We start from the raw sequence: 25,800 nt of genomic DNA on the forward strand, positions 1-25,800 counted from the left end.
GGGAGAGGGAGCAAACACAAAAACGGCAACCCGAGGTTGCCGTTTTGCTTTGTTGTCAGAACAGCTCGTGCGTCTCGCCGTTATCAATAATCTCTGTACCCACCTCATGTACCGCCTGCGTGGTAGGCTGCGTACCTTCGATGAAATACTCCTCGCGACTATTGCCACCGTTAGCTAACTGTCCGGTGCTGCGGTCGATATTGACCGTGACCACACCTGGAGGCGGCGTCAGTGGTTGTTCCGGCACGCCCTCAAGAACGGATTTCATATAGGCATCCCAGGCCGGTTGCGCACTTTTGGCCCCGCCTTCGTAGCCGGAAATCTGATCTTTAATCGCGCCAGACGCCGTGGTGCGGCCTAAATCGCGGCGGTGATCGTCAAAGCCGATCCAGACCGAAGTCACCACGCCCGGACCGTAGCCGGAGAACCAGGCATCTTTCGAGCTGTTGGTGGTCCCGGTTTTACCGCCGATGTCATGGCGCTGTAAATCACGCCCTGCACGCCAGCCGGTACCCTGCCAGCCCGGTTCACCGAAGATGTTGGTGTTCAGCGCGCTCTTGATCAGGAAAGAGAGCGGGGTGTTGATCACATGCGGGGCATATTCCTGCGCACCGGTCTGTGCGACCAGCGCCTGGTTTGCCTGTTCCAGCTGTGGCTGTGGCAGCACACCGTTCTGCTGCTCCTGCGACACGGCAACGTCTTCCATGTCCTTGTTCTCAAGCACCTCAGATTTCGGCGTATTGCCGTAAATTACCGGAATATCGCACTCCGCGCAGGCGATTTTAGGCTTCGCTTCGAACAGCACACCGCCCTGGTCATTCTCGATTTTACTGATGAAGTACGGGTCAATCAGGAAGCCGCCGTTAGCCATGACCGAATACCCACGCGCCACCTGCAGCGGCGTGAACGAAGCCGAGCCTAACGCCAGCGATTCGGTACGCACGATATTCTGTGCCGGGAAGCCAAAGCGTTGCAGATACTCTGCCGCGTAGTCGACGCCCATGGCACGCATCGCACGCACCATCACCACGTTTTTCGACTGTCCCAGACCCTGACGAAGACGAATAGGGCCAGCATATTCCGCAGGGGAGTTCTTCGGCTGCCAGTCGGAACCGGCACCGGCATCCCAGCGAGAGATCGGCACGTCGTTGAGGATACTGGCAAGGGTCAGCCCTTTATCCATCGCCGCCGTGTAGAGGAACGGTTTGATATTAGAGCCGACCTGACGCAGCGCCTGAGTGGCGCGGTTAAATTTGCTCTGGTTGAAATCAAACCCACCGACCAGCGCCAGCACGGCACCGTTTTGCGGGTTAATGGAGACCAGCGCGGAGTTCACGTCTGGCACCTGCGCCAGCCACCAGGCATCGCCCACCTGACGCACCCAGATTTGCTGTCCGGTCTGTACTACATCGGTCACCTTGCGTGGTGTTGGCCCTTGCAGGGTGTCAGAGCGATACGGACGCGCCCAGCGGATACCCTCCATGCGCAGGGAGACTGATGTGCCGTCTGCCAGTGTCGCAATGGCTTCCTGAGGGTCGGCTTGCGTGACCACTGCAGGCAGCAACGGGCCATAGGTTGGCAGCGCTTTCAGCGTACTGGTGATTTTTTTACTGTCCCAGGCGCTTTCACCCACCTTCCAGAGTACGTTGGATGGGCCGCGATAGCCGTGGCGCATATCGTAGTCCATCACGTTATTTCTCACCGCCTCCTGTGCCGCCTGCTGCACTTTGCGGGTGACCGTGGTGTACACGCGATAACCATCTTCATAGGCCTTATCGCCATACCGGCTGACCATTTCCTGGCGCACCATTTCGGTCAGATACGGGGCAGAGAAGGCGATCTCCGGCGCATGGTAGTTGGCGTCGATGACATCGTTGCGTGCCTGCTCATATTCACTCTGACTGATGTAGCCTTCGCTCAGCATACGTGACAGGACGACATTGCGACGTGCGGTGGCGCGATCGAGTGAGTAGAGCGGGTTAAACGTGGACGGGGCTTTAGGCAGGCCGGCAATGGTCGCCATTTCGCTTAAGGTCAGCTGCTCCACGGGTTTACCGAAGTACACCTGAGCCGCGGCACCCACGCCATAGGCGCGATAGCCGAGATAGATCTTGTTGAGGTAAAGCTCAAGGATTTCGTCTTTACTCAGCAACTGCTCAATGCGGATCGCGAGGAACACCTCTTTTATCTTACGTGTCAGCGTCTTTTCTGGGCTGAGGAAGAAGTTACGTGCCAGCTGCTGCGTGATGGTACTTGCCCCCTGAGAGGCATGCCCGGAGAACATCGCGACGCTTGCGGCGCGGAAAATCCCCACTGGATCAACACCGTGGTGCTCGTAAAAACGGCTGTCCTCAGTGGCGATGAAGGCCTTCACCATCACCGGGGGAATTTGATTTAAGGTCAGCGGGATACGGCGCTTTTCGCCGTACTGCGCCATCAGCTCGCCGTCGGCGCTGTAGACCTGCATTGGGATCTGGAGTCGCACATCACGAAGCGTAGCGACATCAGGTAGCTGCGGCTCAATATATTTGTACAAACCATAAATCGAGCCTGCTCCCAGCAGAATGCAACACACTGCAAGGATTAATAAATACTTTACGAACTTCACCGGAGATTTCCCATCTGGTTTCACTTGGGCAGTTTCTAAACAATCGCGCGGTAGTATAAAGGCAAGCCTGATTCATTGATATAGCCGTCACGGCGACGGGCGATAAGGAGATCGTGAAGCATGGCTTTCAAAACATGGCAAACGGGCGTTCATATTCAACAAGATAGGGTGCTGATTGTCGCGCTGGTTCGCGAGCGTCTCAGCTGGTGTCTGCGCCGCTGGTGGGCGATACCGCTGACGGAAGGCATCATCCTCGACGGGAAAATTTGTCAGCCAGAACAATTATTTGACGCATTACGCGACTGGCGGCGTACGTTGCCGCATCAGCACCGGGTGTTCCTCTCATTTCCGGCCGCGCGTACCCTGCAACGATCGCTGCCCCGCCCGGCTATCGCCCTTTGCGACAGCGAACAGCTCTCCTGGCTGGGGGCTACGCTCTCGCGTGAACTGGAGATGTCCCCTGACGCGCTGTGCTTCGATTACGCACAGGACACGTTCAGCAACACATTTCATGTCACCGCAGCGCAAAACAAAGAGGTTGAAACACTTCTGACGCTCGCGAAAACGCTGCATTTACGTTTGGTGACGATTACCCCGGATGCCAGCGCGCTGGCAAACCTTCTTCCTGCGGTGGCGCCGGCGCAGTGTGTCGCGTGGCGAGACGAGCATCAGTGGTTGTGGGCAATGCGCCACCAGTGGGGGCGCCGCTTCGCTACCGAGGCCAAAAGCGTGGCTGAACTGGCGGCACTGTTGGCCCTCGCGCCGGACGATATCGTGCTGTTTGATAGCCAGCGCGATCCGTGGGAGACCCTCTCTCGCACTCAGCCCCCGCTGCCGGAATGCGGTGCCGATTATACCGTCGCGCTGGCGCTGGCCATGAGCGAGGTGCCTGAATGAGCATGACCAATCTTCTTCCGTGGCGACAGCAACGACGCGCGCGCCGCCTGAGGTTCTGGGGAGGGCTGTCTGCAGCCGCGTCTGTTCTGACGCTGATAACGGTTTTCAGCCTGAGAATGCACGCCAACCTGAAACAGCACGCCCTGCAGGCTGAACTGGCGGGCATGCAGACCGTGCAGCGCGTGCTGTCTTCACGTCTGCCTCTTGCCACACCGGCGCCCACGCGCCAGCCCCGGCGTAGGGCGTGGCAGCCGGTGCTGACGTCTCTTTCCGATGCCATTCCGGCGCAGGCCTGGTTCACGGAGCTTCGTTATCAACACCCTTCTGTGACAATCAGCGGCTATGCCTCAGCACTGCCCGCCCTGTCGGCAATGGGTGATGTTCTCCGGCACATAGCGGGGTTTACCTCCGGGCCAGCAGGAGAGATACGGCAGGATGGTCACGGGCGCTGGATGTTCACTTTTCAGCTCACAGACCAGGGGTAACGCGTGAACATGATACTGGAACGCTGGTGTGAGAGCCGTCGCCGGTACCGGGTCCTGTGCGGTGGGCTGGGCGTTGCCTTTCTGTGGGGGACCGCATGGGGCCTGTTCCTGAGGCCGCTTAATTCACAGCTTGCTGCACTTCAGATGCAAATGGCCGACGCCGTACAGCGCCATGCGGCGCTGTGGCCTGTCGCCCGCAACGGGCCTCGCCGGACACCAGAGTCTGACGTACGCCCGGTGGTGCGCTTTTCCCCGCTGGACTTTCAGGCTGATGGCGCAACGCTGGTGCACTGGAAACCGCTGCCGGGCGGTGGGGAGCTAGCGCTGGATGCCGACTGGCCGGCAATCCTGACGGTATTCACCCGGCTGGCGCAGCGAGATGTCCGGATTGCCGCCTTCACGCTTGTGCCACAGGGGGCAGCGCTACGTCTGCGGGTGCAGCTGGAGCAAGACCATGCGAAATAGCCTGCGCTACCTGCTGGTTTTCTCCGTGCTGATTTTGACCGGAATGCGCGATCCATTTCGTCCCCTGGACGATCCCTGTGCCGTTGGCGAGCTGGCGCAGTGGCACTATCGCGGCATGGTCGGTGGGGTTGGCATTTTGCAGGACGGGAAAAATCGCTGGCATCGTCTTTACCTGCAAGAGCGTTTACCGGCGGGCTGGCGGATCAGCGCAATGAATGAGACGCAACTCGTCGTAGATGTTGGTGAAACCTGTGAGCCAACGCAATGGTCGTGGCAACGAGAAGGAACGAAGAAAAATGAATTTAAGGATAACGCTGCTGTTACTGACGATCGTCACTCCGCTGGCCGCCGCACCGAAACCGGTCACGCTGGTGGTGGATGATGTTCCTGTGGTCCAGATTCTGCAGGCGCTGGTTGCTCAGGCGAACCGTAATCTGGTGGTGTCACCCGACGTGAGCGGCACGCTGTCGCTCAATCTGACACATGTTCCGTGGCGACAGGCGCTGCAGACGGTTATCACCAGTGCAGGGCTCGTGCTGCATGAAGAGGGTGGCATTTTTTATGTCCATACGGCGGCCTGGCAGCGCGAACAGCAGGAGCGTAAAGCGCAGGCTCGGGCCCGCCGTGAACTGGATGCTCCGCTGCTCTCGCAGAGCATTGCGTTTTCTTACGCCGATGCTGGGGAACTGCAAAAAACTGCGGAAAAACAGCTCAGTCCGAAGGGCAGTTTATCGCTCGATAAGCGCACCAACCGCCTGCTGGTCCGGGATAATAAGGCCGTACTGGAGACGCTACAGCACTGGGCAACACAGATGGATATTCCCGTCGAGCAGGTCGAACTGGCGGCGCATATCGTGACCATCAATGAAAAAAGCCTGCGGGAGTTGGGCGTGAAATGGAGCCTCGCCGAGGCCACGGAGACGGGCAAGGTGGGGCAGGTGACTGCCCTTGGCAGCGATCTGTCCGTTGCCAGCGCCACTACCCACGTGGGGTTTAATATCGGGCGGATTAACGGCAGGCTGCTGGATCTGGAGTTGTCGGCGCTGGAGCAAAAACAGCAGGTCGACATCATCGCCAGCCCGCGATTGCTGGCCTCACATATGCAACCGGCCAGTATCAAACAGGGCAGCGAAATCCCTTATCAGGTCTCCAGCGGTGAGAGTGGGGCAACCTCTGTGGAGTTCAAAGAGGCGGTATTAGGCATGGAGGTCACGCCGGTGGTGCTACCGGGCGGTCGCGTGCGCCTGAAATTACACATCAGCGAAAATATGCCGGGGCAGGTGTTGCAACAGGCCGATGGCGAAACGCTGGCTATCGACAAACAGGAGATAGAAACCCAGGTGGAGGTAAAAAGTGGAGAAACGCTGGCGCTGGGCGGGATTTTCTCGCAAAAGAATAAAACCGGGAGTGATAGCGTACCCGGGCTCGGTAAAATCCCCTGGCTTGGGCAGCTTTTTCGTCATGACGGTAAAGACAACGAACGGCGTGAGTTAGTGGTGTTTATTACGCCACGTCTGGTGGCTATTCGCTGACGGGTAACGATCCCCGCAATGATTTTGCATTCAGTTTGTTGCAGATGTTTGACGTGGGGCATGAATTAGCATACAAGGAGTACCGATTTGAGTTGGACTGACGTCTTGTTGTCTTATGCGTCTGGCGCGGCGATTTAATCAGTTGCCAAACAAGCCGGAGTATTGAGATAATTTTTAGTCTGACTCTCGCTCTATTGCATATGAGGTTTCAGTTCATGTCCTGCTACGCCGGGTGTCTGCGAAGCGGGGATTACCATTAACGAATAGTCTTAGTAGTACCGAAAAAATGGCAGAGAAACGCAATATCTTTCTGGTTGGGCCTATGGGTGCCGGCAAAAGCACTATTGGGCGTCAGTTAGCTCAACAACTCAATATGGAATTTTACGATTCTGATCAAGAGATTGAGAAACGAACCGGAGCTGATGTGGGCTGGGTCTTCGATGTAGAAGGCGAAGAAGGTTTCCGTGACCGAGAAGAAAAAGTGATCAACGAACTCACGGAAAAACAGGGCATCGTGCTGGCGACCGGCGGCGGTTCTGTAAAATCTCGCGAAACCCGCAACCGTCTCTCCGCCCGTGGCGTAGTGGTCTATCTTGAGACGACCATCGAAAAACAGCTGGCACGTACGCAGCGCGATAAAAAGCGCCCGCTGCTGCAGGTTGAAACGCCACCACGGGAAGTTCTGGAAGCGTTGGCCGATGAACGCAATCCTCTGTACGAAGAGATTGCTGATGTGACCATTCGTACTGATGATCAGAGCGCTAAAGTGGTTGCAAACCAGATTATTCATATGCTGGAAAGCAACTGATTCTGGCTTTATATACACTCGCCTGCGGGTAAAAGCATTAAAGGTGGATGTCGCGTCATGGAGAGGATTACAGTTACTCTCGGGGAACGTAGTTACCCTATCACCATCGCGGCTGGTTTGTTTAACGACCCAGCTTCCTTTTTACCACTGAAAGCGGGTGATCAGGCGATGCTGGTCACCAATGAGACGCTGGCTCCGCTTTATCTTGACCGCGTTCGCCACCTGCTTGAGCAGGCCGGCGTGAAGGTCGACAGTGTGATTCTGCCCGATGGCGAGCAGTATAAAAGCCTGACGGTACTGGATACCGTCTTTACCGCATTACTGCAAAAACCGCACGGTCGCGATACGACACTGCTTGCCCTGGGCGGCGGTGTTGTGGGCGATCTGACGGGGTTTGCGGCGGCAAGTTATCAACGTGGCGTCCGTTTTATTCAGATTCCAACCACGTTACTGTCTCAGGTCGACTCTTCCGTTGGCGGCAAAACTGCAGTCAACCATCCGCTCGGCAAAAACATGATTGGCGCGTTCTACCAGCCCGCTTCGGTAGTGGTGGATCTCGACTGTCTGAAAACCCTGCCAGCACGCGAACTGGCTTCTGGCCTGGCTGAAGTGATCAAATACGGCATTATTCTTGATGGCGAGTTCTTTAACTGGCTGGAAGAGAATATGGATGCGTTGGTGCGCCTGGATGAGGCTAAACTGGCATACTGCATTCGCCGTTGTTGTGAGCTGAAAGCAGAAGTTGTTGCAGCAGACGAGCGTGAAACGGGCTTACGTGCTTTACTGAATCTTGGGCATACGTTTGGCCACGCGATTGAAGCCGAAATGGGTTACGGAAACTGGCTCCACGGTGAAGCTGTCGCGGCTGGCATGGTGATGGCTGCCCGCACCTCCGAACGTCTGGGTCAGTTCAAACCAGAAGAGACGGCGCGTATCATCGCACTGCTGGAACGTGCAGGCTTGCCGGTAACCGGGCCGCAGGAGATGTCGGCGCAAGCGTATTTACCCCACATGATGCGCGATAAAAAAGTATTGGCAGGTGAGATGCGTCTTGTACTCCCGCTTGCAATAGGGAAGAGTGAAGTGCGCGGCGGAGTGCCGCACGATGTCGTTCTTGGCGCTATCGCTGATTGTCAGCAGGCGTAACAACTAGAAAGGTCAGGCCACTGTTACCGGTGGTCGTTTAGCTTCAGGCGAAATGCAAAGTCGTTGGCATAAGCCTTTGAGTGGGGTGTTAAATGGATGAATTCAAACCAGAAGACGAGCTGAAACCCGATCCCAGCGATCGTCGTACTGGTCGTTCTCGTCAATCTTCAGAACGTGATAACGAGCCGCAGATCAACTTTGACGATGTTGATCTGGATGCAGACGATCGTCGCCCTTCACGTAGCCGTAATGCGCGTGATGAGCGAGAAGAAGAGGATTATGAGTCCGAAGAAGATTCAATGGACGAACAGCCAGTAGAGCGTCGCCCGCGTAAACGTAAAAAAGCGGCCGCGCAGAAACCGGCCTCCCGCCAGTACATCATGATGGGACTCGGCGTTCTGGTGCTTGTGCTGCTGATTGTCGGCATTGGCTCCGCGCTGAAAGCACCTTCAACGAATTCTGGCGAGCAAACGGCTTCCGCTGAGAAGAGCATCAACCTCTCCGGTAACGATGCGACAGACCAGGCAAATGGCGCACAGCCAGCGCCGGGTACGACCTCCGCAGAGCAGACCGCCAGTAACACAACGACGCCGCAGGATGTTTCCCTGCCGCCAGTTTCTTCCACGCCTGCTCAGAATCGGGCACCTGTCACGCCAGAAGGCCAGCAGCGTGTAGAGGTTCAGGGCGATCTGAACAACGCGCTGATGCAGCCGCAAAACCAGCAGCAGGTGGATAACGTGGTGGTTAACTCTACGCTGCCAACTGAACCTGCAACCGTTGCGCCTGTTCGCGGTGGCAACGCTCAGCAACAAACCGCAGCAACGGAAACCAAACCGCGTCAGACCCAGACCCAGACGGCACCACGTCAGGAACGTAAGCAGGCGGTCATTGAACCTAAGCGTGAGACCAAACCTCAGGCCGTGGTAAAAGCGCCTGAAGTCAAAGCTGCACCGGCGCAGCCGAAACGCACTGAAACCGCTGCGGCAAGCGAGCCCGCAAAAGCGCCAGTGACGCAGACTGCACCGAAGGCCACGGCGACCACCACAGCGCCTGCGGCGACAACGGCTCCAGCTGCAACCGCCACAGCACCGGCTACCACAGCGGGTAAAACGACGGGTAATGTCGGTTCACTGAAATCTGCACCGTCCAGTAATTACACGCTGCAACTGAGCAGTTCGTCTAACTATGACAACCTCAACGGTTGGGCGAAGAAATCGAATCTGAAAAACTACGTAGTTTATCAGACGACCCGTAACGGACAGCCGTGGTATGTGCTGGTGAGCGGTGTGTATGCTTCCAAAGATGAAGCGAAACGTGCCGTGGCGACACTGCCAGCAGACGTTCAGGCGAAAAACCCGTGGGCGAAGCCCATTCATCAGGTTCAGGCCGATCTTAAGTAATGTTTAAAGCGCAGGATGCTGTCGGAGCTTTCTCCACAGCCGGAGAAGGTGTAATCAGTTAGTCAGCATGAAAAAAAATCGCGCTTTTCTGAAATGGGCAGGGGGGAAATACCCCCTGCTCGATGATATTAAAAAGCACCTGCCAAAAGGCGAGTGTCTTATCGAGCCCTTTGTGGGCGCAGGATCGGTGTTCCTGAACACCGATTTTTCTCGTTATATCCTGGCGGATATCAACAGCGATCTCATCAGCCTCTATAACATCGTCAAACTGCGTACCGATGAGTATGTGGAAGAGGCGCGCAAGCTGTTTACGCCCGAGAACAATCACCCGGATGTTTACTACCAGTTGCGCACTGAGTTTAACCAGAGCCAGGATTCGTTCCGTCGGGCGCTGTTGTTCCTCTATCTCAACCGCCATGGCTACAACGGCTTGTGCCGGTATAATCTGCGTGGGGAATTTAACGTGCCGTTTGGCCGCTATAAGCGCCCCTATTTCCCGCAGGACGAGCTGTATCACTTTGCTGAAAAAGCGCAGAATGCCGAATTCCACTGTCTCTCATATGAAGAGTGTATGGAACTGGCGGGCGTAGACTCGGTGGTTTACTGCGATCCGCCTTACGCCCCGCTGTCGGCGACGGCGAATTTTACCGCCTATCACACCAACAGCTTCAGTCCGGCCGAGCAGGCCCGTCTGGCGGAGATGGCGGAAAAGCTGGTCAGCAAAAGAATTCCGGTGTTAATTTCGAATCACGATACCCCTGATACGCGCGAATGGTACAAAGCCGCGAAGCATTTTCAGGTCAAAGTGCGGCGTAGCATTAGCAGCAACGGCGGCACACGTAAAAAGGTGGACGAACTCCTGGCTCTTTATCGCCCCTGAGCCGTTTTGCCCGCCGGTAAACACATTTCAAGGAGATGCGGATGAAACAGTTTTTGATTGCTCCCTCAATTCTGTCGGCCGATTTTGCCCGCCTGGGCGAAGACACTGCTAACGCGCTCGCCGCGGGTGCGGATGTCGTCCATTTCGACGTTATGGATAACCACTACGTTCCCAATCTGACCATCGGCCCGATGGTGCTTAAGGCGCTGCGTAACTACGGTATTACCGCGCCCATTGACGTCCATCTGATGGTGAAACCGGTTGACCGCATCGTGCCTGATTTTGCCGCGGCGGGCGCCAGTATCATCACCTTCCATCCGGAAGCGTCGGAACACGTTGACCGCACGCTGCAGCTGATCAAAGAGAACGGCTGTAAAGCGGGTCTGGTCTTTAACCCGGCAACGCCCCTGAGCTATCTCGACTATGTGATGGATAAGCTGGACGTTATTTTGCTGATGTCCGTTAACCCGGGCTTTGGCGGACAGTCTTTCATCCCTCACACGCTCGATAAACTGCGTGAAGTGCGCCGTCGTATTGATGAGTCAGGCTACGACATTCGTCTGGAAGTGGATGGCGGCGTGAAGGTGAATAACATTGGCGAAATTGCGGCTGCGGGCGCGGATATGTTTGTTGCAGGTTCGGCAATTTTCGACCAACCGGATTACAAAAAAGTCATTGATGAAATGCGCCGCGAGCTGGCGAAGGTAAGTCATGGATAAATTGCAGGCAACCCGGGGTATTGCATTTGACCTCGATGGCACGCTGGTTGACAGCGCGCCGGGCTTAACGAGCGCCGTCGACCAGGCGCTGTACGCCCTTGAACTGCCCGTCGCGGGCGAAGATCGCGTCGTGACGTGGATTGGTAATGGCGCAGATGTCCTGATGGAGCGCGCCCTGACGTGGGCTCGCCAGGAGCGTGCGTCACAACGTTCCGCACAGGGTAAACCGAGCGTTGATCACGCGGATATCCCGCAGGAAGAACAGCTACGTATTCTGCGCAAACTGTTTGACCGTTTCTACGAAGAAACCGTTGAAGAAGGCAGCTTCCTGTTCCCGGATGTCGCGGAAACGCTGAGTGCGCTGCATGCGAAAGGCATTCCGCTGGGGCTGGTTACCAACAAGCCGACGCCGTTTGTTGCGCCACTGCTGGAGGCGCTGGATATCGCGAAATACTTCACCGTGATCGTGGGCGGTGATGACGTTCAGAATAAAAAGCCGCACCCGGAACCGCTGTTGCTGGTGGCAGGAAAATTATCCTTAACACCTGCGGAGCTGCTCTTTGTCGGTGATTCACGCAATGATATTCTGGCTGCCAGAGCGGCGGGTTGTCCCTCCGTGGGGTTAACTTATGGCTACAACTACGGTGAGGCCATTACCCTGAGTGAGCCGGACGTCGTGTTCGATCGCTTCAAAGATTTGTTGCCCGCACTCGGGCTTTCATACAGTGAACATCAGGAATTGAAAAATGACTAAGCCCATCGTTTTTAGTGGCGCCCAGCCGTCAGGTGAATTGACCATTGGTAACTACATGGGTGCGTTACGTCAGTGGGTTAGCATGCAGGATGACTACCATTGCATTTACTGCATCGTGGATCTGCATGCTATTACCGCCCGTCAGGATCCTGAGAAGCTGCGTAAAGCCACGCTGGACACTCTGGCGCTGTATCTGGCATGTGGTATCGATCCTGAAAAGAGCACTATCTTCGTTCAGTCCCATGTGCCGGAGCACGCGCAGCTTGGCTGGGCGCTGAACTGCTACACCTACTTTGGTGAACTGAGCCGCATGACGCAGTTCAAGGATAAATCCGCGCGCTATTCCGAGAACATCAACGCCGGTCTGTTTGACTATCCGGTGCTGATGGCGGCTGACATTCTGCTGTATCAGACTAACCAGGTGCCGGTGGGTGAAGACCAGAAGCAACATCTTGAACTGAGCCGCGATATCGCCCAGCGCTTTAACGCGCTGTATGGCGAAGTGTTCAAAGTGCCAGAGCCATTTATTCCGAAATCCGGTGCGCGTGTGATGTCGCTGCTGGAGCCGACCAAAAAGATGTCCAAGTCTGACGATAACCGCAACAACGTTATCGGCCTGCTGGAAGATCCGAAATCGGTGGTTAAAAAGCTCAAGCGTGCCGTGACCGACTCCGATGAGCCGCCTGTTGTGCGCTACGATGTGCAGAACAAAGCGGGGGTTTCCAACCTGCTGGATATCCTCTCCGGTGTGACCGGCCAGAGCATTCCTGAGCTGGAACAGCACTTTGAAGGCAAGATGTACGGTCACCTGAAAGGCGAAGTGGCGGATGCCGTTTCCGGTATGCTGACCGAGCTGCAGGAGCGTTATCACCGCTACCGTAACGATGAAGCCTTCCTGCAGAAGGTGATGAAAGAGGGCGCTGAAAAAGCCAGCGCGCGCGCGTCAGAAACCCTGAAAGCGGTGTACGAAGCGATTGGGTTTGTGGGTAAGCCGTAGGTAAAAGCAAAACGGTAACGGCGTTACCGTTTTAGGGTTTGTCCCCTCTCCCTGTGGGAGAGGGCCAGGGTGAGGGCATCACGCCGCACTTTTCAAAACAAAAAAACCGGGGAATCCCCGGTTTTTTTACGCCTGTAAAACAGCTTACTGCTGTGCCGCCGGGCCACAACCCCCGATGATCTTCGAAATGGAGATCGCCGGGTGCAGCAGGTAATCGTAGCTGCAGTTGTTTTTGGTGTTTTGCACGTGGCCGGTGCAGGCCGTCAGAGTCGATAACAGGCCTACCAGAACGGCAGCTTTAGCCAGTTTGAACATACGCATTCCTTGTCTTAAAAAAACTAAATTGGATGTAACACGAGGGAATAAATGGAAAAGTTCCATTTCGCGGGAGGTATGTTATCGACAGCAGTAACAGGGGAGTAGTCCGGTTAAGGACTACCCGAAGAAGGGAGAATATGCGCTAGTGATTTGAGAACCAGTTGAGTTTATCGCGCAGTTCAACCACGCGGCCGACAATAATCAGCGCCGGGCTTTCAACCTGCTGCGCCAGCTCACCCAGCTGTGTCAGCACGCCATTTACCACGCGCTGCTTAATGGAGGTGCCGTTTTCCACCAGCGCGACGGGCATATCCGCTTCCATGCCGTGTTCCAGTAATTTCGCCTGGATCGTAGCGGCCTGATTCAGCCCCATATAGAAGACCAGCGTCTGCTTTTCGGCGGCCAGGTTGTGCCAGTCCAGTTCGCTGCCGGTTTTCAGGTGCCCCGTCACCAGACGCACGCTCTGCGCGTAATCACGATGGGTCAATGGAATACCGGAGTATGCCGAACAGCCGGATGCTGCCGTAATGCCAGGCACCACAGAGAACGGAATACCTGCGTTGCACAGGGTTTCCAGTTCCTCGCCGCCGCGACCAAAGATAAACGGATCCCCGCCCTTCAGGCGCACCACACGTTTTCCTTTTTGCGCTTCTCTCAGCAGGATCTGGTTAATCTCTTCCTGCGGCACGCAGTGATAACCCGCACGTTTACCCACAAACACCCGGTCCGCATCGCGACGTACCAGATTCATGATCTCATCGGAGACCAGACGGTCATAGACAACGGTATCGGCTTGCTGGATCTGCTGGAGACCTTTCAGCGTCAGTAATCCCGCATCGCCGGGGCCTGCACCTACCAGCACCACCTCGCCACGATGATCCAGCGGTTCAGAGAGCAACTGCTCGGTCGTCTCTTCAACCGCCTTCACGTCCTGATTGGCCAGCGACTGGGCCAGCCGGTCATTGACGAAGAATTTTTCCCAGAAGCGACGGCGCTCGCCCACGGTCGCGAAGGTTTGCTTCACCCGGGAACGCAATTGCCCTGCATAATGGGCAATTTGCCCAAGATGTTGCGGCAGCAGCGCTTCCAGTTTTTCCCGCAGCAGGCGGGCGAGAACCGGTGAGCGGCCACCTGACGACACCGCAATCATCAACGGTGACCGGTCGATTATCGACGGCATGATAAAGCTGGCTTCTTTCGGCGCATCCACCACGTTGCAGAAGATGCGACGCGCTTCGCAGGCATCGCTGACGCGCTGATTCACTTCATCGTCATCCGTCGCGGCAATAGTCAGCCAGCAGGTATCCAGCAGGGACTCGTTAAACTCCCCCTGATTCAGCGTGAGCATCCCTTCCTTCGCCCAGGCTTCAAACTGAGGTGCGAAGGCGAGGGCGTTAACCGTAAGGCGGGCACCAGCCTCTAACAGCAAGCGGGCTTTGCGTTCAGCCACATCGCCGCCACCCACAAGCAGGCAGTCACGATGGCGTAATTGACAGAAAATCGGCAGGTGGTCCACGACATTACCTCACAGCATTCATGGAGGGGGTAAGAATTGACGTCAGAATAACAGCAGGAATCGCCGGAAACATACGGTTTTTCCTGCCGTTACCCATAAGGGGTCATAAGCCTTTCCTATAGGAAAGGCGGGGGGTTAGGCTTTTAACTGCACCTGGCCGTCCTTCACGCGAACGTCGTAGTGCTTCACCGAGTAGCTTTCATCTTCCATGCACAGTCCGTCGCTTAAACGGAAACGCTGTTTTTTCAGCGGACTGGCGACCCACAGCTCACCCTGATGCTCGGCAATCAGCCCGCGGGAGAGGACGCTGGCCTCAAAAAACGGGTCGATATTGCTGATGGCAAAAACCTGTTCGTCGTGGCGAGGGCGGAAAATCGCGACCTGCTCGTTTCCCAGCAGCGCACAGACGCCGGTTGCCGGCAGAATGTCATTAATGTTGCAGATGTTTACCCACTGGCTCATGCGTTTTCCTCCACCAGCGTCACCGGAATACGTTCATAAGGTGTCGCCGGACGATGCTGTTCGCGCTCTGCTACTACCTGCACGTTCGGGTCGCGCTGGGTGCTGTTGATGAAGTGTTTGAAGCGAGTCTGTGCCGCTGGCGTGTTGACGGTTTCCGTCCACTCGCAAATCACCGCCGCGCGCAGGCGCGCCATCTCGGCTTCCAGATGTTCGTTAAGCCCCAGCTTGTCATCGATGATGACCGATTTCAGGTAGTCGATGCCGCCCTCCAGATTATCCAGCCAGGAAGCGGTACGGGTCAGTTTGTCGGCGGTACGGATGTAGAACATCATGAAGCGGTCGAGATACTGAATCAGCGTGTCGTGGTCAAGATCGGCCGCCAGCAGGTCAGCGTGGCGTGGTTTCATCCCGCCGTTACCGCAGACGTACAGGTTCCAGCCTTTCTCGGTGGCGATGATCCCCACGTCTTTCCCCTGCGCTTCGGCACATTCACGGGTACAGCCGGAGACGCCGAACTTCATTTTGTGCGGGGTACGGATGCCTTTGTAGCGGTTTTCCAGCTCGACGCCGAAGCCCACGCTGTCGCCCACGCCGTAGCGGCACCAGGTGCTGCCCACGCAGGTTTTCGCCATGCGCAGCGCTTTGGCATACGCGTGACCGGTTTCGAAGCCCGCCTCAATCAGCTGACGCCAGATTTCCGGCAGGTCATCTTTCTGCGCACCAAACAGGCCGATACGCTGGGAACCGGTGATTTTGGTGTAGAGGTTAAATTCACGCGCGATACGGCCCACGGCCACCAGCCCTTCCGGGGTGATTTCACCGCCCGCGGAGCGTGGGATAACGGAGTAAGTCCCGTCTTTCTGGATATTCGCCAGGAAGTTGTCGTTGGTATCCTGCAGCGGCGTATGTTCGGGTTTGAGGATGTACTCATTCCAGCAGGAGGCCAGCAGGGATCCGACGGTCGGTTTACACACTTCGCAGCCATAACCCTGGCCGTGCTTGGCCAGCAGTTCGTCGAAGGATTTAATGCCTTCCACGCGGATCAGGTGATACAGCTCCTGGCGAGAGTACGCGAAGTGCTCGCACAGGTTGTTGTTCACTTCGATGCCCTGTTTCGCCAGTTCGGCGTTCAGCACCTGAGTGACCAGAGGAATACAGCCGCCGCAGCCGGTCCCGGCTTTGGTTTCCGCTTTCAGCGCCGCAACGGTGTGGCAGCCTTTGTTAATGGCGGCGATCAGCATGCCTTTGGTGACGTCGAAGCAGGAGCAGATCTGCGCGCTGTCCGGCAGTTTATCGACGCCGATAGACGGCTTGCCGCTGGAGGCGTGCGCCGGGAGGATCAGCGCGTCCGGATTCTCCGGCAGTTCGATGGCGTTCAGCACCAGTTGCAGCAGGTTGCCGTAGTCGCTGGTGTCGCCCACCAGCACCGCGCCGAGCAGGGTTTTGTTGTCCTGGCTGACGATCAGGCGTTTATAGATCTCTTTGCTTTCGTCGAGATAAACGTAGCTGCGTGCGCCCGGCGTGCGGCCATGCGCATCGCCAATGCCGCCCACGTCCACGCCCAGCAGCTTCAGCTTGGCGCTTAAGTCCGCGCCTTCGAAGGCGTTTTCGTTACCGAGGATATGGTCAACGGCGACCTGCGCCATTTTGTAGCCCGGCGCCACCAGACCGTATACGCGATTATTCCAGCTGGCACATTCGCCGATAGCATAGATATCCGGGTCGGAGGTCTGGCAGGTATCGTTCACCATGATCCCGCCGCGCTGGGCAACCGCCAGGCCGCACTGGGTGGCCAGCTTGTCGCGTGGGCGAATACCGGTGGAGAAGACGATAAAGTCAACTTCGAGCTCGCTGCCGTCGGCAAAGCGCATGGTTTTACGCGCTTCGGTGCCTTCCTGCACAATCTCTTTGGTGTTTTTGCTGGTGTGGACTTTCACTCCCATGCTTTCAATCTTACGGCGCAGCTGATCGCCACCCATGTGGTCCAGCTGTTCGGCCATCAGCATCGGGGCAAATTCGATGACGTGCGTTTCAACGCCGAGGTTTTTCAACGCTCCGGCTGCTTCCAGACCCAGCAGGCCGCCCCCGACCACCGCGCCGCGTTTACTGCGACGTGCGCAGGATTCGATGGCGTTGAGATCTTCAATGGTACGGTAAACGAAGCAATCCTGCGTTTCCGAACCTTTGATAGGCGGGATCCACGGATATGAGCCAGTCGCCATGATCAGCTTGTCGTAAAAAACCGTACGGCCAGCGCTGGAGTGGATCACTTTCTCCTGACGGTTGATGGTGATAGCGCGTTCGCCCACCAGCACTTTTACGCCATGCTTCTCATAGAAACCTTCACGCACCAGAGAGAGCTCTTCGGCGGTATGATGGGAGAAGTAGGAAGACAAGTGCACACGGTCGTACGCCTTGCGGGGTTCTTCACAGAACACGGTAATATCGAACTGCTCAGCGCTGGCTTTATCGAGAAGATCCTCAATAAAGCGGTGGCCGACCATGCCGTTACCGATGATAGCGAGTCTGACTTTGCTCATTTTTGCCTCGATTTCTTTTCTATTACTGCCTACCTTAACGATTCAGCAGGGGCACTTATTGATGCAAATCAAATACGCCTTCGCCTACTCCCTAGGTGGTAGATGTATGATTTGTCAGGATTTTTATAAGTTATGGAAATCGCTGGCTTTTCGTTGTCGTCGATTTTATGTACAAAAAAAGTGGCTATTTTTGGAAAAACAGGTACTCCTTAATTTCAGCCACGTTTTTCAGGGGAAAGGTATGTCTACAACACCGCTTTGGCTTGTGCAGAATGTTCGTTTACCGGATCGCGAAGGGCTGTGGCAGATCGCCATCGAGAACGGTCGTTTTGGTGATATCTCGCCCATGGACGAGACCCACAGCGAAAGCTATGAGGTCTTAAATGCCCGCGGCGGACTGGCCATTCCACCGTTTATCGAGCCGCACATTCATCTGGATACCACCCAGACAGCGGGCGAACCCAACTGGAACCAGTCCGGCACGCTGTTTGAAGGGATTGAACGTTGGGCGGAGCGTAAGGCGCTGCTCAGCTATGACGATGTCAAAGCGCGCGCATGGAAAACGCTGAAGTGGCAAATTGCCAACGGGATCCAGTTTGTCCGCACCCACGTGGATGTCTCCGACCCGAGGCTTACCGCCCTGAAGGCGATGCTGGAGGTTAAACAGGAGGTCGCGCCGTGGGTGACGCTGCAAATCGTGGCATTCCCGCAGGAAGGCATTCTCTCTTACCCGAACGGCGCGGCGCTGCTGGAAGAGGCATTAACGCTGGGCGCGGATGTGGTGGGTGCCATCCCGCACTTCGAATTCACCCGGGAATACGGCGTGCAGTCCCTGCATATCGCCTTTGACCTGGCGAAGAAATACGACCGTCCGCTGGATATTCATTGCGATGAAATCGACGATGAGCAGTCCCGCTTTGTGGAGACGGTCGCCACGCTGGCGTATGAAGCTGGCATTGGCGCGCGGGTCACGGCCAGCCACACCACCGCCATGCACTCTTACAACGGCGCGTATACCTCCCGGCTGTTCCGCCTGCTGAAGATGTCGGGCATTAACTTCGTGGCGAATCCGCTGGTGAATATCCACCTGCAGGGGCGTTTTGACGACTATCCGAAGCGTCGGGGCATCACCCGCGTGAAGGAACTGCAGGCGGCGGGCATTAACGTCTGCTTTGGACATGATGATGTGTTTGATCCATGGTATCCGCTCGGTACCGGCAATATGCTGCAGGTGCTGCATATGGGGCTGCACGTTTGTCAGATGATGGGCTACCCGCAAATTGACAGCGGCCTGAACCTGATCACCCATAACAGCGCCCGCACGTTTGGCCTGAGCGATTACGGTATTGAGACGGGTAACCCGGCGAACCTGGTGATTTTGCCTGCAGAAAGTGGGTTTGAGGCGGTACGCTGTCAGGTGCCGGTGCGCTGGTCCATTCGGCAGGGGCGCGTGATTGCCACCACGCAGCTGGCGCAGACCTGGATCCAGATGGATATCGGGGGAGAAGAGGTGAGCTTTGCCAGAAACAGCCCCTCTGCCGAGCGCAAAGGGGCGTAGGGATTAATGAGACGCCGCTGCCGCGTTATGCTGGCGGTGGCGGGTCACAAAGCCCAGGATGAAGCACATAATGAACACCACAGCGTACAGACCGTTAGCGGTGTGCAGCGCCGCCAGCGGACCGCTGTGGGCGACGATCGGCCCCGTCACCACAAAGGTCAGCATGGTGCCGATGGTGCCGCAGGTCAGGACGAAGTTCACCAGCTTCGGCGAGGCCACTTTGGTCTGCAGGGAGCCCAGGGTGATGATCGATGTGTAAATGGCGCTGGAGAAGAAGCCCAGGGTCAGAATGAACCACGGCATATGCTCCGGGGAACCGTTGATGAACATATACATCAACACGGTAGCCAGGCCTGCCAGCACGGTCAGAATGCGCTGCAGATCGAAGAAGCGCAGGATGAAGCTAAACGCCCACATGCCGAACATGTAAGACATCCAGAAATCGCTCACCAGTTTGCCCGCGTCGTTCAGGCTCATGCCCAGACCTTTGGCGTATTCCGGCACCCAGGAGATAAAGCCCAGCTGACCCAGGATGTAGCACAGCGCGGCAATGGAGAGGAACAGTACGCCGATACCCCATTTCTCTTTCACCACAGGCTCTGCCGTGGTCTGTGCTTTTTTACCCAGAACCGGGAATTCGCAGCCGAAGGTCAGGATGAAGATGGCCACGTAAACCAGGCCGATACAGGCGTAGACCCAGTACCACTCAATGCTGCGCGCCAGCAGAACGGCCGCGACCATCGGGAAAATCATCCCGGCCATGCTGAAGAAGGAGTCGGTAAACAGCAGGCGCGCGCCGCGCTGACGGCCTTCATACATATGGGTAATCAGGAAGGTACCAATCGACATGGTGATCCCGCTGACCAGACCGAGCACGAACATGGCGGCGGAGAACAGGGCGATGCTGTGGCTCAGCATCAGACCCGCCACGGCGGCGACCATCAGCACAAAACCAAAACGCAGCTGCGTTTTCAGCGGAACAATTTCCATCAGCCAGGCATTCAGGAAAATGGAGATCAGGATCCCCGCGTTGAGGAAGGTGAAGGTGTTACTCATGCTGGAAACGGGCAGATGGAAGTAGTCTGCGATATTTCCCATCACCATCCCGGTGACGATCACCAACGCGCCGGTTAGGGCGTAGGAGAAAAAGCTGATCCATGTGAGCTTGATACGATTGCTGTTAGTCATGTCTGGCCTGTTCAGGAAAAGAAAAGCGCCGGATGGGCGCTGAGAGCGGGCAGATTTTAGTCGCGAAAGTGATCCATTCATATCTTTTAAAGAAAATATGAGCTTCATTGCAGGGTTTTATGTGATCACGATCACATAAAATAGCGCCGTAACCAATCGTTTGCGCGGTAACAACTGTTTCAATTTCGTAAAATTAGGTAAAAGGCTGGTCTCCGTTCATACTGCTCTTTAGAATCAAGCCATTCGCTTTTTATACTGCGCTTTGTTAAGGAATTCTCATGCTCAAATCAACACTGGCGGCTGTCGCAGCTGTGTTTGCTCTTTCTGCCGTTTCCCCGGCCGCGCTGGCAGCAAAAGGGGACCCTCATGTTCTGCTGACCACCTCCGCAGGGAATATTGAGCTGGAACTGAATAGCCAGAAAGCCCCGGTTTCTGTGAAAAACTTCCTCGACTACGTAAACAGCGGCTTTTATAACAACACCACCTTCCACCGCGTGATCCCAGGCTTTATGGTGCAGGGCGGCGGTTTCAACGAGCAGATGCAGCAGAAACAGCCGAACCCCCCGATCAAAAACGAAGCGGACAACGGCCTGCTGAACACCCGCGGCACCATCGCCATGGCGCGTACGGCGGATAAAGACAGCGCCACCAGCCAGTTCTTTATCAACGTGGCGGATAACGCCTTCCTCGACCACGGCCAGCGTGACTTCGGCTATGCGGTGTTTGGTAAAGTGGTAAAAGGGATGGACGTGGCGGACAAGATTTCTCAGGTACAGACCCACGACGTTGGGCCATACCAGAATGTGCCATCCAAACCGGTCGTGATCCTCTCTGCAAAAGTACTGCCGTAATCCTCTTTGACACGGGCGTGTCTCGCCCGTGTTGGTAGCCCTCCCTGCGAAAGCGCGTTTTGCTGCTTATACTTTGGCAAACGGACATATTCAGGGAGGCGTTAAGTGAAAAAACTCACCGATAAGCAAAAATCCCGTCTCTGGGAGCAGCAGCGTAACGTCAATTTTCAGGCCAGTTGTCTCCTTGAAAAGGGTCATGGCCCTTCAGATCCCCAGATTGAGACACTGGAACTTGGGCCTTCAGCGCCTGGGTTGCCCCATCTGTGCCTTATTCACCGCCATCTGTATCGCAGAGAGATGAAACGGGCAGGTGAATACCGTACGGACGATATTTTCAAAGGGGACATCCCTTTTTGCCATTTCGAATACATTGAGAAGATGGGCAATGAATTGATGTCGGCACTGGAAAGCGACCGGTACCTGGTGGGTCTTCAGAAAGAGGAGTTTATCGAGCGGATAAGCCATTACTATTGTGAAATCAATATGCTGCATCCTTTTGCGAGTGGTAATGGCATTGCGCAGCGCGTTTTCTTTGAACAGCTGGCGATCCATGCGGGTTACCTGCTGGACTGGCGCGATATCGATCCTGAGCAGTGGGTCGCGGCTAACCAGAGCGGCGCAACGGGAGATTTGTCCGCCCTGAACGCTATCTTTGCCAAAGTAGTGAGCGAAGCGCGGGAATCTGAGTAGAATAGGGCGGCATTTTTTTCGGGAGCCGCCATGATTCTGCTGATTGATAACTACGATTCCTTCACCTGGAACCTTTACCAGTATTTTTGTGAGCTGGGTGCAGAGGTGGTTGTCCGCCGTAACGACGACATCAGCCTGACCGGGATTGACGCGCTGGCCCCAAAGAAAATCGTTATCTCGCCGGGGCCGTGTACTCCATCGGAATCGGGCATCTCTCTGGATGTGATCCGCCACTACGCCGGCAGGCTGCCGATCCTTGGCGTCTGCCTTGGCCATCAGGCCATCGGGCAGGTGTTTGGCGCCACCATCGTCCGTGCTGCCAGGGTGATGCACGGTAAAACCTCACCGGTTACCCACACCGGCACGGGCGTGTTTAGTGGGTTAAATAACCCGTTAACCGTCACGCGCTACCACTCTCTGGTGATTGACCCGCCGACGCTGCCCGACTGCTTTGAGGTGACCGCCTGGAGCGAGACGCAGGAGATCATGGGCATTCGCCATCGTGAATGGGATCTCGAAGGGGTGCAGTTCCACCCGGAGAGTATTCTCAGCGAACAGGGACACCAGCTGCTGGCTAATTTCCTCAATCGCTGAATATCTGTTGCCTTGTTGTGATTTTTTATGCATATTTTGTGATTATATTTTCACAATCACTGTGACATAAAATGGATGGTCATGACATGGCAACTGAACAATCTGCAATTACCCGCGCGACATTCGATGAAGTCATTCTGCCGATTTATGCACCGGCCGAGTTTATCCCGGTAAAGGGAAAAGGCAGCCGCGTCTGGGATCAGCAGGGGAAAGAGTACGTGGATTTCGCCGGGGGGATTGCGGTGACGGCGCTGGGGCATTGCCATCCTGCACTGGTCGAGGCGCTGAAAACCCAGGGCGAAACCCTGTGGCACACCAGCAACGTGTTTACCAACGAACCGGCGTTGCGCCTGGGGCGTAAGATCATTGACGCGACTTTCGCCGAGCGCGTGCTGTTTATGAACTCCGGTACGGAAGCCAACGAAACCGCCTTCAAGCTGGCGCGTTACTACGCCTCAACGCGCCACAGCCCGTACAAAACCAAAATCATCGCTTTCCATAACGCTTTCCACGGTCGTTCGCTGTTTACCGTTTCCGTTGGCGGCCAGCCGAAGTATTCCGACGGTTTTGGTCCGAAACCCGCCGATATCATTCATGTACCGTTTAACGATCTGCATGCGGTGAAAGCAGTGATGGATGACCATACCTGCGCGGTCGTGGTTGAGCCGATTCAGGGGGAAGGCGGCGTGACGGCGGCAACGCCGGAATTCCTCAAAGGGCTGCGCGCGCTGTGCGATCAGCATCAGGCGCTGCTGGTGTTTGATGAGGTCCAGAGCGGGATGGGGCGTACAGGCTCCCTGTTCGCCTACATGCACTACGGCGTGACGCCGGATATTCTGACCAGCGCCAAAGCGCTCGGCGGCGGCTTCCCGGTCAGCGCGGTGCTCACCACCCAGGAGATCGCCTCCGCCTTCCACGTTGGCTCTCACGGCTCCACCTACGGCGGAAACCCGCTGGCCTGCGCCATCGCCGGTGCGGCGTTTGATATCATCAATACGCCGGAGGTGTTAAGCGGCGTTCAGGCGAAGCGCGAGCTGTTCGTGAAACATCTGCAGCAGATCGACGAAACGTACGATGTCTTCAGCGAGATCCGTGGTATGGGACTGCTGATTGGTGCAGAGCTGAAGCCGCAGTACAAAGGCCGCGCACGCGATTTCCTGCACGCCGCTGCTCACGAAGGGGTGATGGTGCTCAACGCTGGCCCGGACGTGATGCGCTTTGCGCCGTCGCTGGTGGTCGAAGAGAACGATATTGAAGATGGATTAACCCGCTTTGCCGCGGCGGTGGCGAAGATCGTTAAAGGCTAATATTCGGTTCGCTTTAACCGCCGCGTTAACCAGATGCCGTGATGCGGACGCTGACGCCATGCCACCGACGAAATGGTGTGCATGGTGTTCAGATGCCCCAGAATACGCTGCAGATGCTGCTCCAGGGTGCTCATTGGCCCGTGGGTGAGCGTTTCCGGCGCTTCCAGAATGTTCGAATCCCCCGATTCACCCGGTGCGTCATACTCCAGGCGCTGCTGACACCGCTGCAGGGCAATCTCACACGACTGCAAATAGCGCTGCGCCAGGTCCGGTGTCAGCATGGTATGTTCACGCGCCAGCGTGGTCATCGCGTTGATATGTTCGACGATGAACTGGCTGTGCGTCACCCAGAGCTTCATATCCGCCAGATAGTGCGAGTTAAAGCCGGGCTCCTGCATCGCCTGATTCAGCGAGTTGAACAGGGCGTTATGCGCCTGGTTGACCTTCATCCGCTGATACGCCAGCGGGGAGGGCTGCGGATCGTCGCTCAGGATCAGGCGGATAGCCTGCTGGTCGGCCTCCAGCGCGTCGTGGGCGTTCTGCCTGAGCAGGCCGCTTTGCCATTGTGGCCACAGCCAGACCATTCCGCCAAAGGCAATCAGGCAGCCAATCAGTGTATCGATAAGCCTGGCGACAATAAATTGTTCGCCATTGAGCGTAAGCAACTGCAGGGTGTATACCGCCGTGACCGTAAAGCCCACCATCGCCCAGCCGTAGTTCTTGCGGATGATCAGGTAGCTCACCAGGGTAATCAATAGCATGCCTGCCAGCGTATAGCCTTCTGGCACGTGGAAGTGCAGCGTTACGCCCGCGATAATCAACCCCGCCATGGTTCCGCCCGCCCGGTGCAGAATACGCACCCGCGTGGCGCCGTAGCCGTTCTGGGTGACAAACAGTACCGTCATTAATATCCAGTAGGGTTTGGGCAGATGGAGCGCCATGCCCATCAGGCTGGCGATGCTCAGCATCACGCTAATCCGGGCGGCGTTGCGCAGGGCGGAAGATTTAAACGAGAGATAGCTTTTAAGTGCAGGCAGCAGCGGCAGGCGCTTTTGCTTATCCGCCATCAGGTCACGAGGATAGAGCGGGCGCTGGGTACGCAGCACGCGGGCAATACGGCTGAAGTGCCAGGCGGCAAACTGACCCACCGGGTTATCCTCGTGCTGGCGGGCGATCTTCTCCAGTGCGCCGAGTTGCTTGTCCATGTTAAAGCGGGTGGGATAGCGGTGATAAAGAATGTCGTCGGCCAGTACCCGCAGACGTGCGGACACGGTCTGCGCGTTCCAGCGGATCACCGCTTCGGCATGGCTGCGCTCCACCAGCTTTTGCACCTCCTGCGGGTGGTGCAGGCTCACAGAGATATGCTCCTGCAGATCCAGCCCCACCTGGAAGGTGCGCAGCAGCCGTTTGTATTCGTGGTTCTTGTTGGCGGCCAGCATGTGCAGTTGCTGGTAGCACTGGCTTATCAGATCCACCACCTTCTGCTGGCGCGTCAGCAGCGGCGGCAGCGATTTTTCCGGGTCGGTATGCTGAGTCAGCAGCGTGTATTTGGCTTCGCAGTACTCTGCGAGCTGGACATAGAGCAGGCTCAGGGATTCACGCAGCGGCTGTTCCCGCCACAGCCAGAACCAGAACCAGTTAAACAGGCCATACCATAGCGTACCGAGGGCGTAGATCAGCAGCGGTTCCCATACCGGCATGTTACCTGCGAGACTGAGGGTAAAGATGGCCGCAATGAGTGAGGCGGGCAGTAAACGCGCGTGCAGCGAACTGATTTCGGCGGTCACCCCCAGCGTCATCGCCAGCACGCTCAGGATCAGCGGCAGCGGAATATCGCGGGCCAGCAACAGTTGCACGGCGAGGCTACACCCGGCAAACAGCGAACCGCCAATAATCAGTCGTTTGAAAAAACGCTTATGCGGGGTGTCGAGACCGGCAATATTGCAGCAGGCAGGTACGAGAGAGAACAGCAGCCCTTGTTGAAGATGTCCAAGGATCAGGCCCACGGCCACAGGAAGGCACAACACCAGCGTTTGTCGCAGTGCGTAGTTAACTTCCGGGTGATAAATCAGCCTGCGCCACATG

24 protein-coding genes are annotated in these 25,800 nt (G+C 56.4%); 17 read left to right on the forward strand and 7 right to left on the reverse strand.

Annotated elements, in window-relative coordinates; genetic code table 11:
• Nucleotides 1–55: 55 nt before the first annotated feature.
• Nucleotides 56–2,608 carry a peptidoglycan glycosyltransferase/peptidoglycan DD-transpeptidase MrcA gene (mrcA, locus tag NQ842_RS02735; protein WP_118283873.1) on the reverse strand — a complete coding sequence of 851 codons (2,553 nt, stop codon included), beginning with the start codon at nucleotides 2,606–2,608 and terminating at the stop codon, nucleotides 56–58.
• Nucleotides 2,609–2,728: 120 nt separating this feature from the next.
• Here mrcA and NQ842_RS02740 point away from each other — a divergent pair, with 120 nt between their 5' ends.
• The 12 genes from NQ842_RS02740 to trpS all read left to right on the forward strand — a co-directional run bounded on the left by NQ842_RS02740 (nucleotide 2,729) and on the right by trpS (nucleotide 12,691).
• Nucleotides 2,729–3,505: a DNA utilization protein HofM gene (locus NQ842_RS02740; protein ID WP_153908141.1), complete on the forward strand. Its 777-nt coding sequence runs from the start codon at nucleotides 2,729–2,731 to the stop codon at nucleotides 3,503–3,505.
• Nucleotides 3,502–3,990 carry a PilN domain-containing protein gene (locus tag NQ842_RS02745; protein ID WP_014833549.1) on the forward strand — a complete coding sequence of 163 codons (489 nt, stop codon included), beginning with the start codon at nucleotides 3,502–3,504 and terminating at the stop codon, nucleotides 3,988–3,990. Before NQ842_RS02740 ends, NQ842_RS02745 begins: the two co-directional genes overlap by 4 nt.
• Before the next feature lie 9 nt (nucleotides 3,991–3,999).
• The gene (locus tag NQ842_RS02750; RefSeq protein WP_153908162.1) at nucleotides 4,000–4,455 is read left to right on the forward strand and encodes a HofO; all 456 of its coding nucleotides are present in this window, start codon (nucleotides 4,000–4,002) and stop codon (nucleotides 4,453–4,455) included.
• The gene (locus NQ842_RS02755; protein ID WP_257256481.1) at nucleotides 4,445–4,837 is read left to right on the forward strand and encodes a DUF2531 family protein; all 393 of its coding nucleotides are present in this window, start codon (nucleotides 4,445–4,447) and stop codon (nucleotides 4,835–4,837) included. The genes NQ842_RS02750 and NQ842_RS02755 overlap by 11 nt, the downstream gene beginning before the upstream one ends.
• Nucleotides 4,752–5,987, forward strand: a complete 1,236-nt coding sequence (gene hofQ, locus NQ842_RS02760) for a DNA uptake porin HofQ (protein ID WP_257256482.1) — start codon at nucleotides 4,752–4,754, stop codon at nucleotides 5,985–5,987. The genes NQ842_RS02755 and hofQ overlap by 86 nt, the downstream gene beginning before the upstream one ends.
• 286 nt (nucleotides 5,988–6,273) lie before the next feature.
• Entirely contained in the window at nucleotides 6,274–6,795 is a 522-nt protein-coding gene (gene aroK / locus NQ842_RS02765) for a shikimate kinase AroK (RefSeq protein ID WP_003861630.1), read from the forward strand.
• Between the two features lie 57 nt (nucleotides 6,796–6,852).
• Complete coding sequence (aroB, locus tag NQ842_RS02770; protein ID WP_257256483.1) at nucleotides 6,853–7,941, forward strand: 3-dehydroquinate synthase; 1,089 nt, start codon at nucleotides 6,853–6,855, stop codon at nucleotides 7,939–7,941.
• Nucleotides 7,942–8,033: 92 nt separating this feature from the next.
• Nucleotides 8,034–9,341, forward strand: coding sequence for a cell division protein DamX (damX, locus tag NQ842_RS02775; RefSeq protein WP_257256484.1), 1,308 nt, complete (start codon nucleotides 8,034–8,036; stop codon nucleotides 9,339–9,341).
• A gap of 67 nt (nucleotides 9,342–9,408) precedes the next feature.
• Nucleotides 9,409–10,221 (forward strand): adenine-specific DNA-methyltransferase, encoded by an 813-nt coding sequence (dam, locus tag NQ842_RS02780; protein ID WP_257256485.1) that lies wholly within the window; start codon nucleotides 9,409–9,411, stop codon nucleotides 10,219–10,221.
• A 41-nt stretch (nucleotides 10,222–10,262) separates the two neighbouring features.
• Entirely contained in the window at nucleotides 10,263–10,940 is a 678-nt protein-coding gene (gene rpe / locus NQ842_RS02785) for a ribulose-phosphate 3-epimerase (RefSeq protein ID WP_008503032.1), read from the forward strand.
• A complete protein-coding gene (gene gph / locus NQ842_RS02790) occupies nucleotides 10,933–11,694 on the forward strand; it encodes a phosphoglycolate phosphatase (protein ID WP_014833543.1) in 762 nt (253 codons plus the stop codon). The genes rpe and gph overlap by 8 nt, the downstream gene beginning before the upstream one ends.
• Entirely contained in the window at nucleotides 11,687–12,691 is a 1,005-nt protein-coding gene (gene trpS, locus NQ842_RS02795) for a tryptophan--tRNA ligase (protein ID WP_013099067.1), read from the forward strand. Before gph ends, trpS begins: the two co-directional genes overlap by 8 nt.
• Nucleotides 12,692–12,835: 144 nt before the next feature.
• Here the strand turns inward: trpS and NQ842_RS02800 are convergent, their stop codons facing one another.
• The 4 genes from NQ842_RS02800 to nirB form a co-directional block, all read right to left on the reverse strand.
• Complete coding sequence (locus NQ842_RS02800) at nucleotides 12,836–13,006, reverse strand: YhfL family protein (protein ID WP_008503029.1); 171 nt, start codon at nucleotides 13,004–13,006, stop codon at nucleotides 12,836–12,838.
• Between the two features lie 145 nt (nucleotides 13,007–13,151).
• Nucleotides 13,152–14,525: a siroheme synthase CysG gene (gene cysG, locus NQ842_RS02805; RefSeq protein ID WP_013099066.1), complete on the reverse strand. Its 1,374-nt coding sequence runs from the start codon at nucleotides 14,523–14,525 to the stop codon at nucleotides 13,152–13,154.
• 135 nt (nucleotides 14,526–14,660) lie between these two features.
• A complete protein-coding gene (gene nirD, locus NQ842_RS02810) occupies nucleotides 14,661–14,987 on the reverse strand; it encodes a nitrite reductase small subunit NirD (protein WP_013099065.1) in 327 nt (108 codons plus the stop codon).
• The gene (gene nirB, locus NQ842_RS02815) at nucleotides 14,984–17,527 is read right to left on the reverse strand and encodes a nitrite reductase large subunit NirB (protein WP_046889437.1); all 2,544 of its coding nucleotides are present in this window, start codon (nucleotides 17,525–17,527) and stop codon (nucleotides 14,984–14,986) included. Before nirB ends, nirD begins: the two co-directional genes overlap by 4 nt.
• Nucleotides 17,528–17,768: 241 nt before the next feature.
• Between nirB and NQ842_RS02820 the strand changes: the two genes are divergently transcribed.
• Nucleotides 17,769–19,085, forward strand: coding sequence for a cytosine deaminase (locus tag NQ842_RS02820; RefSeq protein WP_014833540.1), 1,317 nt, complete (start codon nucleotides 17,769–17,771; stop codon nucleotides 19,083–19,085).
• 3 nt (nucleotides 19,086–19,088) lie between these two features.
• On the opposite strand, the gene tsgA is transcribed toward NQ842_RS02820, so the two are convergent.
• Complete coding sequence (gene tsgA, locus NQ842_RS02825) at nucleotides 19,089–20,273, reverse strand: MFS transporter TsgA (protein ID WP_014833539.1); 1,185 nt, start codon at nucleotides 20,271–20,273, stop codon at nucleotides 19,089–19,091.
• 278 nt (nucleotides 20,274–20,551) lie between these two features.
• On the opposite strand from tsgA, the gene ppiA reads away from it, so the two are divergent.
• From ppiA to NQ842_RS02845, 4 genes are all read left to right on the forward strand, one after another.
• Nucleotides 20,552–21,124, forward strand: a complete 573-nt coding sequence (gene ppiA / locus NQ842_RS02830) for a peptidylprolyl isomerase A (protein WP_013099061.1) — start codon at nucleotides 20,552–20,554, stop codon at nucleotides 21,122–21,124.
• A 105-nt stretch (nucleotides 21,125–21,229) separates the two neighbouring features.
• Entirely contained in the window at nucleotides 21,230–21,814 is a 585-nt protein-coding gene (locus tag NQ842_RS02835; RefSeq protein ID WP_013099060.1) for a putative adenosine monophosphate-protein transferase Fic, read from the forward strand.
• Between the two features lie 30 nt (nucleotides 21,815–21,844).
• Entirely contained in the window at nucleotides 21,845–22,408 is a 564-nt protein-coding gene (pabA, locus tag NQ842_RS02840; RefSeq protein WP_020690475.1) for an aminodeoxychorismate synthase component 2, read from the forward strand.
• A gap of 86 nt (nucleotides 22,409–22,494) precedes the next feature.
• Entirely contained in the window at nucleotides 22,495–23,715 is a 1,221-nt protein-coding gene (locus tag NQ842_RS02845; protein ID WP_014833535.1) for an aspartate aminotransferase family protein, read from the forward strand.
• Here NQ842_RS02845 and NQ842_RS02850 read toward each other — a convergent pair.
• Nucleotides 23,712–25,799, reverse strand: a complete 2,088-nt coding sequence (locus tag NQ842_RS02850; RefSeq protein WP_014833534.1) for a YccS/YhfK family putative transporter — start codon at nucleotides 25,797–25,799, stop codon at nucleotides 23,712–23,714. The two genes, NQ842_RS02845 and NQ842_RS02850, sit on opposite strands and share 4 nt — an antisense overlap.
• Nucleotide 25,800 lies beyond the last annotated feature (1 nt).

The organism is Enterobacter cloacae complex sp. R_G8 (assembly GCF_024599795.1).
GTDB classification, from domain to species: domain Bacteria; phylum Pseudomonadota; class Gammaproteobacteria; order Enterobacterales; family Enterobacteriaceae; genus Enterobacter; species Enterobacter dissolvens.

Excerpts from the sequence above, each read along its gene's own strand:
- NQ842_RS02740 (WP_153908141.1), top strand. The coding sequence starts at position 2,729 with ATGGCTTTCAAAACATGGCAAACGGGCGTTCATATTCAACAAGATAGG.
- NQ842_RS02745 (WP_014833549.1), top strand. The coding sequence starts at position 3,502 with ATGAGCATGACCAATCTTCTTCCGTGGCGACAGCAACGACGCGCGCGC.
- NQ842_RS02750 (WP_153908162.1), top strand. The coding sequence starts at position 4,000 with ATGATACTGGAACGCTGGTGTGAGAGCCGTCGCCGGTACCGGGTCCTG.
- NQ842_RS02755 (WP_257256481.1), top strand. The coding sequence starts at position 4,445 with ATGCGAAATAGCCTGCGCTACCTGCTGGTTTTCTCCGTGCTGATTTTG.
- hofQ (WP_257256482.1), top strand. The coding sequence starts at position 4,752 with ATGAATTTAAGGATAACGCTGCTGTTACTGACGATCGTCACTCCGCTG.
- aroK (WP_003861630.1), top strand. The coding sequence starts at position 6,274 with ATGGCAGAGAAACGCAATATCTTTCTGGTTGGGCCTATGGGTGCCGGC.
- aroB (WP_257256483.1), top strand. The coding sequence starts at position 6,853 with ATGGAGAGGATTACAGTTACTCTCGGGGAACGTAGTTACCCTATCACC.
- damX (WP_257256484.1), top strand. The coding sequence starts at position 8,034 with ATGGATGAATTCAAACCAGAAGACGAGCTGAAACCCGATCCCAGCGAT.
- dam (WP_257256485.1), top strand. The coding sequence starts at position 9,409 with ATGAAAAAAAATCGCGCTTTTCTGAAATGGGCAGGGGGGAAATACCCC.
- rpe (WP_008503032.1), top strand. The coding sequence starts at position 10,263 with ATGAAACAGTTTTTGATTGCTCCCTCAATTCTGTCGGCCGATTTTGCC.
- gph (WP_014833543.1), top strand. The coding sequence starts at position 10,933 with ATGGATAAATTGCAGGCAACCCGGGGTATTGCATTTGACCTCGATGGC.
- trpS (WP_013099067.1), top strand. The coding sequence starts at position 11,687 with ATGACTAAGCCCATCGTTTTTAGTGGCGCCCAGCCGTCAGGTGAATTG.
- NQ842_RS02800 (WP_008503029.1), bottom strand. The coding sequence starts at position 13,006 with ATGTTCAAACTGGCTAAAGCTGCCGTTCTGGTAGGCCTGTTATCGACT.
- nirD (WP_013099065.1), bottom strand. The coding sequence starts at position 14,987 with ATGAGCCAGTGGGTAAACATCTGCAACATTAATGACATTCTGCCGGCA.
- nirB (WP_046889437.1), bottom strand. The coding sequence starts at position 17,527 with ATGAGCAAAGTCAGACTCGCTATCATCGGTAACGGCATGGTCGGCCAC.
- NQ842_RS02820 (WP_014833540.1), top strand. The coding sequence starts at position 17,769 with ATGTCTACAACACCGCTTTGGCTTGTGCAGAATGTTCGTTTACCGGAT.
- tsgA (WP_014833539.1), bottom strand. The coding sequence starts at position 20,273 with ATGACTAACAGCAATCGTATCAAGCTCACATGGATCAGCTTTTTCTCC.
- ppiA (WP_013099061.1), top strand. The coding sequence starts at position 20,552 with ATGCTCAAATCAACACTGGCGGCTGTCGCAGCTGTGTTTGCTCTTTCT.
- pabA (WP_020690475.1), top strand. The coding sequence starts at position 21,845 with ATGATTCTGCTGATTGATAACTACGATTCCTTCACCTGGAACCTTTAC.
- NQ842_RS02845 (WP_014833535.1), top strand. The coding sequence starts at position 22,495 with ATGGCAACTGAACAATCTGCAATTACCCGCGCGACATTCGATGAAGTC.
- NQ842_RS02850 (WP_014833534.1), bottom strand. The coding sequence starts at position 25,799 with ATGTGGCGCAGGCTGATTTATCACCCGGAAGTTAACTACGCACTGCGA.